General features: G+C 62.4%; 15 protein-coding genes. 6 read left to right on the top strand and 9 right to left on the bottom strand.

The annotated features are described in order from the left end of the window. Positions 1 to 13 precede the first annotated feature (13 nt). Positions 14 to 721 carry a CAF17-like 4Fe-4S cluster assembly/insertion protein YgfZ gene (gene ygfZ / locus AC4GYV_RS12905; protein ID WP_491101103.1) on the top strand — a complete coding sequence of 236 codons (708 nt, stop codon included), beginning with the start codon at positions 14 to 16 and terminating at the stop codon, positions 719 to 721. On the opposite strand, the gene AC4GYV_RS12900 is transcribed toward ygfZ, so the two are convergent. Genes AC4GYV_RS12900 through acnA form a run of 5 tightly spaced genes read right to left on the bottom strand, consistent with a single transcriptional unit; the run spans position 709 to position 5,006 of the window. Next, positions 709 to 1,071, bottom strand: coding sequence for a hypothetical protein (locus tag AC4GYV_RS12900; protein WP_491101102.1), 363 nt, complete (start codon positions 1,069 to 1,071; stop codon positions 709 to 711). The genes ygfZ and AC4GYV_RS12900 overlap by 13 nt on opposite strands. Beyond that, entirely contained in the window at positions 1,068 to 1,742 is a 675-nt protein-coding gene (locus tag AC4GYV_RS12895) for a cyclase family protein (protein ID WP_491101101.1), read from the bottom strand. The genes AC4GYV_RS12900 and AC4GYV_RS12895 overlap by 4 nt, the downstream gene beginning before the upstream one ends. Beyond that, positions 1,697 to 1,969, bottom strand: a complete 273-nt coding sequence (locus tag AC4GYV_RS12890) for a CBU_0592 family membrane protein (RefSeq protein WP_491101100.1) — start codon at positions 1,967 to 1,969, stop codon at positions 1,697 to 1,699. Before AC4GYV_RS12890 ends, AC4GYV_RS12895 begins: the two co-directional genes overlap by 46 nt. Beyond that, positions 1,966 to 2,328 carry a GFA family protein gene (locus AC4GYV_RS12885; RefSeq protein ID WP_491101099.1) on the bottom strand — a complete coding sequence of 121 codons (363 nt, stop codon included), beginning with the start codon at positions 2,326 to 2,328 and terminating at the stop codon, positions 1,966 to 1,968. Before AC4GYV_RS12885 ends, AC4GYV_RS12890 begins: the two co-directional genes overlap by 4 nt. Continuing rightward, positions 2,325 to 5,006, bottom strand: a complete 2,682-nt coding sequence (gene acnA, locus AC4GYV_RS12880; RefSeq protein WP_491101098.1) for an aconitate hydratase AcnA — start codon at positions 5,004 to 5,006, stop codon at positions 2,325 to 2,327. The genes AC4GYV_RS12885 and acnA overlap by 4 nt, the downstream gene beginning before the upstream one ends. A 170-nt stretch (positions 5,007 to 5,176) precedes the next feature. Between acnA and AC4GYV_RS12875 the strand changes: the two genes are divergently transcribed. Beyond that, complete coding sequence (locus AC4GYV_RS12875; protein ID WP_491101097.1) at positions 5,177 to 5,371, top strand: hypothetical protein; 195 nt, start codon at positions 5,177 to 5,179, stop codon at positions 5,369 to 5,371. Here the strand turns inward: AC4GYV_RS12875 and AC4GYV_RS12870 are convergent. Continuing rightward, positions 5,368 to 6,345 (bottom strand): magnesium transporter CorA family protein, encoded by a 978-nt coding sequence (locus AC4GYV_RS12870; protein ID WP_491101096.1) that lies wholly within the window; start codon positions 6,343 to 6,345, stop codon positions 5,368 to 5,370. The genes AC4GYV_RS12875 and AC4GYV_RS12870 overlap by 4 nt on opposite strands. A gap of 65 nt (positions 6,346 to 6,410) precedes the next feature. Here AC4GYV_RS12870 and AC4GYV_RS12865 point away from each other — a divergent pair, with 65 nt between their 5' ends. Both AC4GYV_RS12865 and AC4GYV_RS12860 read left to right on the top strand, forming a co-directional pair. Further along, positions 6,411 to 6,968: a DUF2585 family protein gene (locus tag AC4GYV_RS12865; RefSeq protein ID WP_491101095.1), complete on the top strand. Its 558-nt coding sequence runs from the start codon at positions 6,411 to 6,413 to the stop codon at positions 6,966 to 6,968. A gap of 67 nt (positions 6,969 to 7,035) precedes the next feature. Then, on the top strand, positions 7,036 to 7,515 hold the full coding sequence (locus tag AC4GYV_RS12860) for an acyloxyacyl hydrolase (RefSeq protein WP_491101094.1): 480 nt from the start codon (positions 7,036 to 7,038) through the stop codon (positions 7,513 to 7,515). Here AC4GYV_RS12860 and fumC read toward each other — a convergent pair. Both fumC and AC4GYV_RS12850 read right to left on the bottom strand, forming a co-directional pair. After that, positions 7,512 to 8,909 (bottom strand): class II fumarate hydratase, encoded by a 1,398-nt coding sequence (gene fumC, locus AC4GYV_RS12855; RefSeq protein ID WP_491101093.1) that lies wholly within the window; start codon positions 8,907 to 8,909, stop codon positions 7,512 to 7,514. The genes AC4GYV_RS12860 and fumC overlap by 4 nt on opposite strands. Before the next feature lie 96 nt (positions 8,910 to 9,005). Further along, positions 9,006 to 9,497 carry an SspB family protein gene (locus tag AC4GYV_RS12850; RefSeq protein WP_491101092.1) on the bottom strand — a complete coding sequence of 164 codons (492 nt, stop codon included), beginning with the start codon at positions 9,495 to 9,497 and terminating at the stop codon, positions 9,006 to 9,008. A 51-nt stretch (positions 9,498 to 9,548) separates the two neighbouring features. Between AC4GYV_RS12850 and AC4GYV_RS12845 the strand changes: the two genes are divergently transcribed. Beyond that, complete coding sequence (locus tag AC4GYV_RS12845; RefSeq protein WP_491101091.1) at positions 9,549 to 9,926, top strand: histidine triad nucleotide-binding protein; 378 nt, start codon at positions 9,549 to 9,551, stop codon at positions 9,924 to 9,926. Between the two features lie 113 nt (positions 9,927 to 10,039). Continuing rightward, complete coding sequence (locus AC4GYV_RS12840; protein WP_491101090.1) at positions 10,040 to 11,686, top strand: amino acid permease; 1,647 nt, start codon at positions 10,040 to 10,042, stop codon at positions 11,684 to 11,686. Positions 11,687 to 11,689: 3 nt separating this feature from the next. On the opposite strand, the gene AC4GYV_RS12835 is transcribed toward AC4GYV_RS12840, so the two are convergent. Further along, the gene (locus AC4GYV_RS12835) at positions 11,690 to 12,685 is read right to left on the bottom strand and encodes an adenosine kinase (protein WP_491101089.1); all 996 of its coding nucleotides are present in this window, start codon (positions 12,683 to 12,685) and stop codon (positions 11,690 to 11,692) included. Position 12,686 lies beyond the last annotated feature (1 nt).

Raw genomic sequence — 12,686 nt, 5'->3', positions numbered from 1 at the left:
TTAGCTAAGGGGCATGGCTGCTACCACCCTGACCGATCGCGCTGTTGTTCGCCTATCCGGAGAGGAGGTGCGCGGATTCTTGCAGGGTCTGGTCACCAGCGACGTAACTGCGGCGCTTCCGGTATGGGCTGGATTGCTGACTCCGCAGGGCAAATGCCTGTTCGACTTCATCGTCTGGAGCGATGGGGACGACCTGCTGCTGGACTGCGAGGCAGAGGCGGCCGACGACCTCATCAAGCGCCTATCGATCTACCGTCTGCGGCGGCCGATCCGCATCGAGAAGGATGAATCGATCACCGTTCACTGGTCTCTTGATGCTCGAGATACGGTCGATCCGCGACTGCCTGAGCTTGGACATCGATGGCTCGGCGTCCCAAATGAACCCGCCTCGGGCTGGCTAGAGCACCGGCTCCGCCTCGGCGTCACCGAAGGCCGCGCGGAGCTTGGCGATATCCTCTGGCTGGAATGCAATGCGGCGGAACTGAACGGCGTCAGCTTCACCAAAGGTTGCTTCGTCGGCCAGGAGAATACCGCGCGGATGAACTGGCGGCAGAACATCAATCGGCGCCTTGTGGTGGTTGAGACCGATACGCCCGGTCGGCGGACGAAAGTTCACTATCCAGAGCTTGGCCTAGCGGTGGAGCATCGTCGTATCGACGATCTGGATGGTGCCCTCATGCCGCCTTGGCTCGAAAGCCCTCTCAAGCCTCAGCAGCCGTAGCCGCGCTTCAGCTTTTTCGGCCCCACGTCACAGTACCAGACGTCGGTGGCGCCGATGGCATGGTCGACCAGTTGCCACCGGCCTCTGCGCTTCTGCAGGACGGCGTCCACGCGCAGCCCGTCCATGTTATCGAAATCGTCGAAGTATCGATTGCCGTCGATCGGCTTGCCGCCGCGGCGCTGTGGATCTGCCATCAGGAAAGCCCAGCCATCCTCAACCCGGATGACCTGAATAACGAACTCGATGTTCGGACCCAGCTTCGCTTCGATCGTCGGGCGAAGCGCGTCTAGCACAGCCTTACGCTCCGCCGCCGGGGTCGCCGCTGCCAAGACCAGGGTGAGAAGCATCACCCGAGTACGGCGTAGGCGCGCACCGGAAAGCTGCCCATTCCCCGAACCTTCGGCGGCGCGGCGGAGAAGCGGAAGCCCTCGTCCGGCAGGCTACTGAGATTTGTCATATGCTCGCAGATCGGAATCCCCGCCGCGAGCAGCTTTGTATGCACTGGGCGCGATCGGCCTCGCGTGTCGTCGATGTTGAGGCTGTCGATCCCGACGAGCGATGCGCCGTTCTCAACGAGCCAGTCCGCGGCCTCACCCGTCAAGAACGGGTTCTCCGAAAGGTAGCGGTCGGTCCGCCAGTGCCGGTCCCAACCTGTGTGGACGAGCACCGCTTTGCCAGCGACATCGCGTCCCTCGAAAGCCGTTACCCCAATCTCGATCCCGCTGTCCCAAGGCTGACGGATCACTATTCCCGGCAAATCCGCGAGCGATGGGAGAGGCAGATCCGCGAGGTCGGCTCCGTCTGCGTAGCGGTGAAACGGCGCGTCCACGTAGGTACCGGTGTTCGCAATCATGTCGATACGACCGATCTGGAAGGTCTCGCCGCCGTCGAAATTCGCGGCCGTGCTGTCTCGCTCCCAGAAATCGCAGATCACAGGGCCCGGGAACCCCTTGTAGGTCGTCATACCGTGCTCGATCACATGGCTGAGGTCGACGATCCTCTTCTCTTCAAGATCCGCCATGATGCGAGCCCTCCGATCAACAGCCATAGCACGTTGAGCGCTGCGGAGGGGATGGCACCGTGCCACCAGCCGTTAACGACGAAGCCCGCCGCGCCGACCACGTTCATGCCCTGGTAGACAAGCGACTGGCCCGTGAGCTTCTCGGCAGAGAGAAGCAAATAGGCGAGCAGGATCAGTGCGGCGCCGACCCAGCCGGCTACCTCAACGGCGATCTCGACTGGCGTCACCAACTGGCGCCGTCCACGTCCCGCACCTCGACGTCCACTAACGCTGCGGGATCCAACAACCGCGCATTTACGCCCATGCGCTCGTAAGGCGGTTCGGTAAGCAGCGTCCAATGCGTCTGAGCGCCGCAATGCTTGCACCGATAGAGGCGGAGGAAGGCCTCGTCGAGGTCCTCCCGCACATGGGTATCGAACTCGCCTTGGATGCGAAGTTCTTCCGAGGGATAATAAATCCCCCAGAAGCCGGTCTTCGTGCACAGGCTGCAATTGCAGTGGTTCACGTAATCCGGGGCGCGCGGCAGTGTGATGCGCGAACGCCCGCAGATGCAGGAGGCGACCAGTCCGGACGCCTCCGTTGTCACGCGGCTGCCAACCGTCTCAGCACGTAGTGCAGGATCCCGCCCGAGCGGAAATATTCCAGCTCGTTGTAGGTATCGATGCGGCAGCGGGCGCTGATGGTTGTCGTCGAACCGTCCGCGCGAGTGACCTTCACCTCGACATCCTGTCGCGGCTCGATCTCCGCAACGCCGGAGATCGAGAAGATCTCGTCGCCGGTAAGGCCAAGGCTCTCCGCATTCTGGCCTTCCTGGAACTGGAGCGGGAGGACGCCCATGCCAACTAGGTTGGATCGGTGGATACGTTCGAAGCTCTCTGCGATCACGGCGCGGACGCCGAGCAGGATCGTGCCCTTGGCAGCCCAGTCGCGCGAGCTGCCCGTGCCATATTCCTTGCCTGCCAGGATCACGAGCGGTGTCTCGTCGCACTTATAGGCCATGGCCGCGTCGTAGATCGGCATGGTCTCTGAGGTCGGCGCGTAACGGGTGAAGCCGCCCTCGACATTGTCGAGCATGCGGTTGCGAATGCGGATATTGGCGAAGGTGCCGCGCATCATCACTTCGTGGTTGCCGCGGCGCGCACCATAGCTGTTGAACTCGGCGCGGCTGACCTGATGCTCCAGCAGGTAGCGACCCGCCGGGCTGTCCGGCTTGATCGATCCCGCCGGCGAGATGTGGTCGGTCGTGATCGAATCGCCGAACACCGCAAGCGCCCTGGCATTGTCGATGTCCGACAACGGCGCCGGAGTCATCGTCATGCCGGTGAAGTAGGGTGGGTTCTGGATGTAGGTCGATCCGGCCGGCCAGCCGTAGGTCGCGCCACCCTTTACCTCGATAGCCTGCCAGCGCTCGTCGCCGCGATAGACGTCGGCATAGCGGCGGCGGAACATGTCCGAATGGACGTGCGCGTCGATGAGAGCGCGGATCTCCTCGTTCGAGGGCCAGATATCCTTGAGATAGACCGGCTCGCCATTGCTGCCGGTGCCGATCGGCTCCCTGACCATGTCCGAACGGACGCTGCCCTTGAGCGCGTACGCGACAACCAGCGGCGGTGACGCGAGATAGTTGGCGCGGCAGTCCGGCGAAACGCGGCCTTCGAAGTTGCGATTACCGGAAAGAACGCTGACCGCGACCAGGTCCTTTTCGTTGATCGCCTTGCTGATCGGTTCCGGCAGCGGGCCTGAATTGCCGATGCAGGTCGTGCAGCCATAGCCGACGAGGTCAAAGCCGAGCGCATTGAGGTCTTCGGAAAGGCCGCTTTCGTTGAGATAGTCGGTCACCACCTGGCTTCCCGGAGCGAGGCTGGTCTTCACCCAGGGCTTGGTCGTGAGACCCTTCTCGCGCGCCTTGCGGGCGAGAAGCCCGGCGCCGATCAGCACCGACGGGTTGGAGGTGTTGGTGCAGCTGGTAATGGCGGCGATCGCGACGTCGCCGTTGCCGAAGTCGAAGTCTTCGCCTTCCACCGGCACGCGCGGGTCGTTCGACTTCTTGTAGGTGCTCTCGAGCTCGCCGTTGAACTGGTCGTCGACGTCGGACAGCAGCACGCGGTCCTGCGGACGCTTCGGTCCGGCGAGCGACGGCTCGATCGTGCTCATGTCGAGTTCGAGCGTGTCGGTGAAAACCGGCTCCGGCGTCGACGCATCGCGCCACATGCCCTGTGCCTGCGTATAAGCCTTCACGAGAGCGATGCGCTCGTCATCGCGACTGGTCAGGCGGAGATAGTCTAGCGTGCGCTCGTCGACCGGGAAGAAGCCGCAAGTAGCGCCATATTCCGGGGCCATGTTGGCGATGGTCGCGCGGTCGGCGACCGTGATATTGTCGAGGCCAGGGCCGTAGAATTCGACGAAGCGACCCACCACGCCCTTCTGACGCAGCATCTGGGTGACAGTGAGCACCAAGTCGGTGGCGGTGATGCCTTCCTTCAGCTGGCCGTCGAGCCGGAAGCCCACGACTTCGGGAATGAGCATGCTGACCGGCTGACCGAGCATTGCTGCTTCGGCCTCGATACCGCCGACCCCCCAGCCGAGCACGCCGAGACCGTTGACCATCGTCGTATGGCTATCGGTGCCGACCAGCGTATCCGGATAAGCGACGGTCTCGCCGCTCTGGTCCTCGCCGGTCCAGACGCACTGAGCGATGTGCTCCAGATTGACCTGGTGGCAGATGCCGGTGCCAGGCGGCACAACCTTGAAATTGTCGAATGCGGTCGTCGCCCACTTCAGGAATTGATAGCGCTCTCCGTTACGCTGATATTCCAGCTCGACGTTCTTCTCGAACGCCCTCGGATTTCCGAACTCGTCGACCATCACGCTGTGGTCGATGACCAGGTGAACCGGAACGAGCGGATTGATCTTCTCGGGATTACCGCCGAGCTGCGTCATCGCGTCGCGCATGGCGGCGAGGTCAACGACGGCCGGAACGCCGGTGAAATCCTGCATCAGCACGCGTGCCGGGCGATACTGGATCTCGCGCGAGATCTTCCGCTCCTTCTGCCAGTCGACCATCGCCTGAAGGTCGTCACGCGTGACCGTTAGCCCATCCTCGAATCGCAGCAGGTTCTCGAGCAGCACCTTCATCGAGAAGGGAAGGCGGCTCACGTCGCCGAGCGACTCGGCTGCCTTGGGAAGAGAATAGTAAGCGTAGCTCTTACCTCCCACGTCGAGAGTCGAGCGGGTGCGTAGGCTGTCCTGGCCGGTCGGAATCATTGCTGTCCTTCGCTGTGCAGCGGCATGGAGGAATGCCTGCAAGGTGGGGTTGCGCGGCCCTTAGCAATCGAGCCTCCACGCCGCAAACTTGCGCCCAATGGAACAAAGCTTGCGCCAAGATGAACAGCGACAATCTCGTAACCGTTACGGCCAAGCATTAACTAACCATTATGACTCACGACGCCGACTATTTCCGCCGCCGTGCCGCCGAGGCGAGGGCCGCTGCTTCCTCCAAGGAGTATGGCGAGAGCGTTGAGGTCGCCGGAGACTTGGCGCTCGCCTACGCCGCGCTTGCGCGTCGTCGGGCCGCCATGACGAAGGTCGAGGAACAGACTCCAGCCATTCCGCTTCCCGAGTCGGCCTAAATCCAGCCGCGCTTCTTCAAGTACCAGAGCGGCAGGACCGCACTCGCGACAATCACGACCAGCGAGATCGGATAGCCATAATACCAGTCGAGCTCCGGCATGTGATGGAAGTTCATGCCGAAGATGCCTGCGATCAGCGTCGGCGGCAGGAACACGAGCGCCGCCCACGAGAACAGCTTCATCGCGGCGTTCTGCTCGATGCTGATCAGGCCGAGCGAGGCGTCAAGCAGGAACTGCAGATTATCCGCCATGAAGCTGGCATGCTCGCTCAGTGATGTGACGTCGGTACTCAGGCTGGCCAGATGGTGCCGTACTTCCTTGTGGGAGGCATCATGCGACCAGTTCGAGCCGGACAGGAAGCTCAGCATGCGGATCGTGCTGACCGCGGAATAACGGATCTTGGTCAGCAGGTTTTGCGCTCGCCCGATCCTTGATAACAAGGCCGTCAGCCGCTGGGCCGGAATGCGCCGGTCGTCCATCTGCTTCTGGAAGATGTGCGAGGATATTTTTTCGAGCTCTGCGATCAGACTTTCCAGCTCATCGGCTAAGCGATCGATAATCGCATCCGTCATTCGGACGAGAACAGTTCCCGCATCGCGCGCCAACTCGGGCTCGCGCCGGACGTGCTCTTCAAAGGACCGTATTGGCTTCGGCGTTGCATAACGCACGGTAACCAGACGGTTATCAGCAAGGACGAAGCTGATCGGCGTGGTCGCGGGATGATCCTCCACGACTCCGACCAACACGCTGACCGTCATATAAAGAGCGCCTTCGCGATCGTAGAGCCGGCTGGAAGGTTCGATCTCCGCCATCTCCGCCTGCGTCGGCACGTTCACATGGATGCAGCGCTCGACCAGCTGCTCCTCTTCGCGCGTCGGCTCTTCCAGATCGATCCACGTTGCATCGTCCGGGATTTTCTCGGCCTTCGCCTCGATGATCTGCCCGTGACAGTTCGGGCCGTAAACGCGCAGCATGGGCGCGTGCATCAGACGAACGGCTGATCTTTGCAAGTTGCTTCGCTCTGCTAGGCTCCTGCCCGATGACCGCCCGCAGAGCCGCAATCGCGGCCATCCTCATTCTCTTAGTCGCAGCCGCGATCCTGCTCGCCATGGGCAGGAACCCGATCTGCACGTGCGGCGAGATCGACCTTTGGATCCCCCAGAGAGATAGTCCGAAGACGAGTCAGATGCTCGTGGACTGGTACAGTCTCAGCCACGTCGTTCACGGATTGCTTTTCTATGCGTTGCTGTGGCTGGTCGCTCGGGGTTGGCCGGTCCAGTGGCGATTCCTGATCGCGCTCCTGATCGAATCCACGTGGGAAGTGGTCGAGAACACGCCGATGGTGATCGACCGATATCGGGCGACGACCGCGGCGCTCGGCTATACGGGCGACAGCGTTATCAACTCCCTGTCCGACATAGTGATGATGTGCCTGGGCTTCCTGCTCGCGCGGAAGCTGCCGGTCTGGGCTTCGATCCTTCTCGTGCTGATCCTGGAGATCGTCCCGCTTTTCGTCATTCGCGACAATCTGACGCTCAACATCTGGACGCTTCTTGCGCCTAATGCGGCGGTGCAGGCTTGGCAGGCTGGCGGCTGACCGCCACGGTGGCGTCAGTGCTGGAGGAGTCGCGCGAGTGAAAAGCGCTTGTTTCTGTTTGCTTTTGTTGGCGGCGACGCCTGTCCACGCCGGCGAATTGTTCGGCGGCGCCTATGTCCACGACGTCAAGCTTCCCACCGACGAGAGCGGGCTGGAGGACGGCGCCGACCTGATGCTCGGTCTTCGTGGCGGAAAAATCTTTGGCACACCGCTCCAGCCTTATGTCTTCGGCGCAGTGAACACGGCTGGCGAGACAAGCTACGCCGCGGCCGGCCTGTCGATCCGCTTCGGTCTTGGCAAGAAGCTCTTCATCCGTCCGGGCCTCGGCCTGGCTGTCCACAACGGATCGGACGGCAAGTTCTACCGCACCGACAAGATCGCCTTCGGCAGCCGCGTTCTCTTCGAACCGGAGCTCGGCTTCGGCACACAGATCAACGACCGCCTCAGCGTCGAGGCGAGCTGGGTCCACATGAGCCACGCGACGCTGTTCAGCGGCGAGAACCCCGGTATCGACAATCTCGGTATTCGGCTGACCCTCGGGCTTTAGCGCCCGATCATCTTCTCCGGCCTCACGATCTCGTCGAAGCGCGCTTCCTCGATAAGGCCGAGCTCCAGGCCCGCTTCCTTGAGCGTCAGGCCCTTCTTGTGGGCGTGCTTGGCGATCGCCGCAGCATTGTCGTAGCCGATCTCGGGCGCGAGCGCGGTGACGAGCATCAGCGAACGGCCCATCAATTCGGAAATCCGCGCCTCTTCCGGCTCGGTGCCGTCGAGCATGCGCTCGGTGAAGCTTTCGATACCGGTCGACAGCAGGTTGATGGACCGAATCACGTTCGCGCCGATCAGCGGCTTGAACACGTTCAGCTCCAGGTGACCCTGCATGCCCCCGACGGTCACGGCGACACTGTTGCCCATGACCTGAGCGGCAACCATCGTAAGCATTTCAGCCTGGGTCGGATTGACCTTACCCGGCATGATCGAGCTGCCGGGCTCATTTTCGGGGAGCTTCAGTTCACCGAGGCCGCAGCGCGGGCCTGATCCCAGCAAACGAATGTCGTTGGCGATCTTGGTCAGCGCGACGGCGATCGTGTTCAGCACGCCCGACAGCTCGACCATGGTGTCGTGCGCCGCTAGCTCCGCGAATTTGTTGGGCGCGGACGTGAATGGCAGCCGCGTCAGGTTCGCGACTTCACTGGCGAATTCCTCCGCAAAGCCCTTGGGCGCGTTGAGGCCAGTGCCCACAGCGGTGCCGCCCTGCGCAAGACGGTATAGACGCGGCATCACGCCTTCGACGCGGTCGATGCAGTCCTCGATCTGCTGCGCATAGCCCGAGAATTCCTGGCCGAGCGTCAGCGGCGTCGCATCCTGAAGGTGCGTGCGCCCGATCTTCACGATCGAATCCCAGCGCTTCGACTGGTCCACTAGCCGCGCATACATAAGCTTTAGTGCGGGCAGGAGTTTCGACTGCACCGCCCGTGCCGCCGAGATGTGCATCGCCGTCGGGAAGCTGTCGTTCGACGATTGGCTCTTGTTCACATGGTCGTTGGGGTGGACCGGGTCCTTGCCCCCGCGCTTGCCCGTGAGAATCTCATTCGCTCGGCCCGCGATGACCTCATTGGCATTCATGTTTGACTGGGTGCCCGATCCGGTCTGCCAGATTACCAACGGGAACTGGCTGTCGAGATCGCCGCGGGCGACTTCCGCAGCCGCCTGCTGGATGACCTCGGCGATCTTGGGGTCCAGCCCCGCAAGACGCGCATTTACCCGGGCAGCCGCCTGCTTGATGAAGCCGAGCGCGTGCACGATCTCGAGCGGCATCTGTTCGCGAGGGCCGAATGGGAAGTTGCCAATCGAACGCTCGGTCTGGGCACCCCAATACGCGTCGGCGGGAACTTCGATTGGACCGAAGCTGTCGGTTTCGGTGCGGGTTGCTGTGCTGGGCATGATTTCTCTTCAGTCGAATGTCGTTTGGGGAGCGGCAACGACCGGGCGACCCAGGCTGGCTGGATCGCGTCGTAGCGCTCGCATGCCGCGCTCCTGTTACTTTTTGCGCGTGAAGTCCACGTTGACGACGTTGGAACCGTCTTCCTTTGGCGCCGTGTCGGTGGTCGTTTCCGGGTCGTTCTCGGCCTGCTCATGCTCTTCGGCTGGAGCATCGTCGGCATCAGCATGAAAAGTGAGGGCGAATTCGACCGCTGGGTCGTGGAATTGGGTGACTGCCGCAAAGGGCACGCGGAGTGTCGCGGGCACGCCGCCAAAGGAAAGTCCGACCGTAAACAGGTCCGATTCGACCTTCAGGTCCCAGAAGCGGTGCTGGATGACGATCGTCATCTCGTCGGGGAATCGCTCCGCCAAATGCTTGGGAATCGAAACGCCCGGCGCCCGCGTCTTGAAGGTGATGTAGAAGTGGTGTCCGCCGGGAAGGCCGCCCGACTCCTCCACCTCGCCGAGCACGCGGCCGACAACGGCACGCAAGGCGTCCTGCACGATCTCGTCGTACGGAATGAGGCTTTCTGGGGTCTCGTCGCTCACAACGTCAGGTGGTAGCGGAGCGCGACATTCGGTCAAGCGGAGTCATTACCTATGCCTATCGACGCGACCCAACCCTATGACGAAAATAACATTTTCGCGCGCATCCTGCGCGGCGAAATACCATCAAAGAAAGTTTATGAGGACGCGCACGTGCTCGCCTTCCACGACATCAACCCCCTTTCGCCGACCCATATTCTGGTGATCCCCAAGGGCCCTTATGTCTCGTGGGACGACTTTTCCGAGAAGGCCTCTGACGCCGAGATCGCCGGATTCGTTCGCACGGTCGGACGGATCGCGCGCGACGAAGGCTTGGTCGCTGAAGGTTACCGCCTCCTCGCCAACGTCGGGCAGAACTCCGGCCAGGAGGTGCCGCACCTCCATGTCCACATCTTCGGCGGGAAGGCCCTAGGGCCCATGCTCGCTCGTTGATGACGATCGGCAACATCGCGTAAAGCACTGGCGTCACTGGTCGAAGGGGGATTGCTCTCAGGTCACCAGTCGTTAGGGTCGCGGCACGAAATCGGCTTCATTAGGGGAGTATAATGGCCACTGTAGCACCGCGCGCCGGAGGCCGCGGACGCATCAAATCGCTCGACGCGATTCTTGAGACGGCTGAAAAGAAGTCGCTCAAGCGCTCGCTTGGCGCTTTCCAGCTGACGTTGCTCGGCATCGGCGCCGTCATCGGCACTGGAATTTTCGTTCTGACCGCCACGGCCGCGCAGAAGGCCGGCCCGGGCATGATGATCAGCTTCATCGTTGCCGGTGCGGTCTGCGCCGTCGCGGCGCTTTGCTATTCAGAGCTGGCTTCGATGGTTCCCGTGGCGGGGTCGGCCTATACTTACTCCTATGCCGTGATGGGTGAGATCGTCGCCTGGCTGGTCGGCTGGGCCCTCATCCTTGAATATGCGCTTGGGGCAAGCGCGGTCGCGGTCGGATGGTCCGGCTTCATTAGTGGCCTGTTAGATTCCGTCGGGGTGCACTTACCGCACGCCTTGAAGGTTGGCCCTCAGATTCAATGGGGCTTCCTGCAGGGAGGTGAAGTTGGCGGACTGATCAATCTTCCAGCGGTCCTCGTCGTGGGTTTCGTGACCACGCTGCTGGTCATCGGGACGAAGGAAAGTGCGACGTTCAATGCCGTGCTGGTGGTCATCAAGATTACCGCCCTGACGCTGTTCCTGATCATCACGTTGCCGATGGTCAGCGGCCACGCCGAGAACTTCCACCCCTTCGCACCGCGCGGCTGGGGCAATCCGTTCAGCGGCTCCGGTACCGGTATCCTCGGTGCCGCAGCATCGATCTTCTTCGCTTATGTGGGCTTCGACGCGGTTTCGACCGCCGCTGAGGAAACCAAGAATCCGCAGCGCAACGTCCCGATCGGGCTGATCGGCAGCCTGCTGATCTGCACGGTTTTCTACCTGCTGGTCGCTGCCGGTGTGGTTGGCGCTTACGGTGCTCAGCCGCTGATCGACCCGGCAACCGGCCTAGCGTTCAAGGAAGGCTCACCCGAGCTCTATGCCTCGGCGATGTGTCAGGCCAACCACGCGCCAACCGTCTGTTCGAAGGAAGCGCTCGCTTACATCCTTCGTCAGGTATCGAGTCCGCTGGCCGGCAACCTCGTGGGCCTTGCGGCAGCGATCGCGCTTCCGTCGGTCGTGCTTCTCATGATGTACGGCCAGACCCGCGTCTTCTTCGTGATGGCGCGCGACGGCCTGCTTCCTGAGCGTCTGTCGACGGTCCACCCGAAGTTCAAGACGCCTTATGTCGTCACGATCGTCACCGGCATCTTTGTCGCCATTGCGGCGGCGTTCCTCCCGGTCGGCACGCTCGCCGATTACTCGAACGCCGGCACCTTGTTTGCGTTCGCGGCGGTGTCGCTGGGCGTGATGATCCTGCGGAAAAAGGACCCGACCCGCGTTCGCCCGTTCCGGACACCGGCCGTGTTCATCGTTGCGCCGCTGTCGATTGCCGGATGCGCGCTCCTGTTCTTCAACCTGAACATCGAGTCCAAGCTGCTGTTCATCTCATGGACCCTGATCGGCCTCGTGATCTACTTCCTGTACGGCTACCGTCACAGCCACGTCGCTCGCGGCGTGACCGAGGTGCCCGAGCTGGCACCGGAAGCGCCGGGGTCCATCGGCATTGCGCCGCTGCCCCACGCTCCGGTCCCCCCGCAGGACCGCGACGACTAAGGCTTAAGCGGCCAATTCACCAGCGAGCGCCCTGAGGTCCGCCTCAGGGCGCGCGCCATAATGCTGGATCACCTCGGCTGCGGCGATCGCGCCCAAGCGCAGCGAATCTGCGAGGCTCCTGTCCCGCGCCACGCCAAGCAGGAAGCCTGCTGCGAACAGGTCCCCTGCACCCGTCGTATCGACCAGCTTCTCAATCGGCTCCGCGGGAACATCGGCGCGCTCGTCACCGCGAACGGCAAGCGCGCCATCTTCGCTACGCGTGACGACCAGGATCTCCACCTTCTCCTTCACCGCGGCGACTGCGCTCTCCAGATGCGCGACCCCCGCCAGCGCCTCCACCTCCGCCTGGTTGGCGAACAGAATGTCTATCCGTCCTGCGTCGAGCAATTGATTGAAACCCTCGCGATGGCGGTCAACGCAGAAGGTGTCCGAAAGGGTGAAGGCAATCTTCCGCCCCGCCTCACGCGAAACTTCGATCGCCCGCACCATTGCGTAGCGCGGTGTCTCCGGATCCCACAGATAGCCTTCGAGATACAGGATCGCGCTGTCGCGAATCTGCGTCTCATCCAGCGCGCTCGCGGGCAGGTGCTGTGCCGCGCCCAAAAATGTGTTCATCGTCCGATGCCCGTCCGGAGTGACCAGGATCATCGAACGCGCGGTGGGGCTTCCGACGTTGGTTGCCGGCGTGATGAACTCGACGCCGGTTGCCGTCAGGTCGTGGCGGTAGAATTCGCCGAGCTGATCAGGCGCGACCTGCCCGATAAACCCCGACCTTCCGCCAAGCGCCGCAATCCCAGCAGCCGTGTTCCCCGCCGAACCGCCGCTAACCTGATGCGCCGGTCCCATGTGGGAGTAGAGGCGCTCGGCCTCTTCGGCATCAATCAGCCGCATCGACCCTTTCACCAGTCCCTCGGCAGTCAGGAATTCGTCGCTCGAATTGGCGATGACGTCGACGATGGCATTGCCGATGCAGAGCACATCGAGGCGGGTGTCGGACATG

Source organism: Sphingomonas sp. SP4, assembly GCF_058313375.1.
Note: the sequence above shows the minus strand (reverse complement) of the source record. Positions and strands in the feature narration are given on the sequence as shown.

What these genes read in the sequence shown, in the direction of transcription:
- AC4GYV_RS12840 (WP_491101090.1), top strand. Translation starts at nt 10,040, where the DNA reads ATGGCCACTGTAGCACCGCGCGCCGGAGGCCGCGGACGCATCAAATCG.
- ygfZ (WP_491101103.1), top strand. Translation starts at nt 14, where the DNA reads ATGGCTGCTACCACCCTGACCGATCGCGCTGTTGTTCGCCTATCCGGA.
- AC4GYV_RS12835 (WP_491101089.1), bottom strand. Translation starts at nt 12,685, where the DNA reads ATGTCCGACACCCGCCTCGATGTGCTCTGCATCGGCAATGCCATCGTC.
- AC4GYV_RS12875 (WP_491101097.1), top strand. Translation starts at nt 5,177, where the DNA reads ATGACTCACGACGCCGACTATTTCCGCCGCCGTGCCGCCGAGGCGAGG.
- AC4GYV_RS12865 (WP_491101095.1), top strand. Translation starts at nt 6,411, where the DNA reads ATGACCGCCCGCAGAGCCGCAATCGCGGCCATCCTCATTCTCTTAGTC.
- AC4GYV_RS12895 (WP_491101101.1), bottom strand. Translation starts at nt 1,742, where the DNA reads ATGGCGGATCTTGAAGAGAAGAGGATCGTCGACCTCAGCCATGTGATC.
- fumC (WP_491101093.1), bottom strand. Translation starts at nt 8,909, where the DNA reads ATGCCCAGCACAGCAACCCGCACCGAAACCGACAGCTTCGGTCCAATC.
- AC4GYV_RS12845 (WP_491101091.1), top strand. Translation starts at nt 9,549, where the DNA reads ATGCCTATCGACGCGACCCAACCCTATGACGAAAATAACATTTTCGCG.
- acnA (WP_491101098.1), bottom strand. Translation starts at nt 5,006, where the DNA reads ATGATTCCGACCGGCCAGGACAGCCTACGCACCCGCTCGACTCTCGAC.
- AC4GYV_RS12870 (WP_491101096.1), bottom strand. Translation starts at nt 6,345, where the DNA reads ATGCTGCGCGTTTACGGCCCGAACTGTCACGGGCAGATCATCGAGGCG.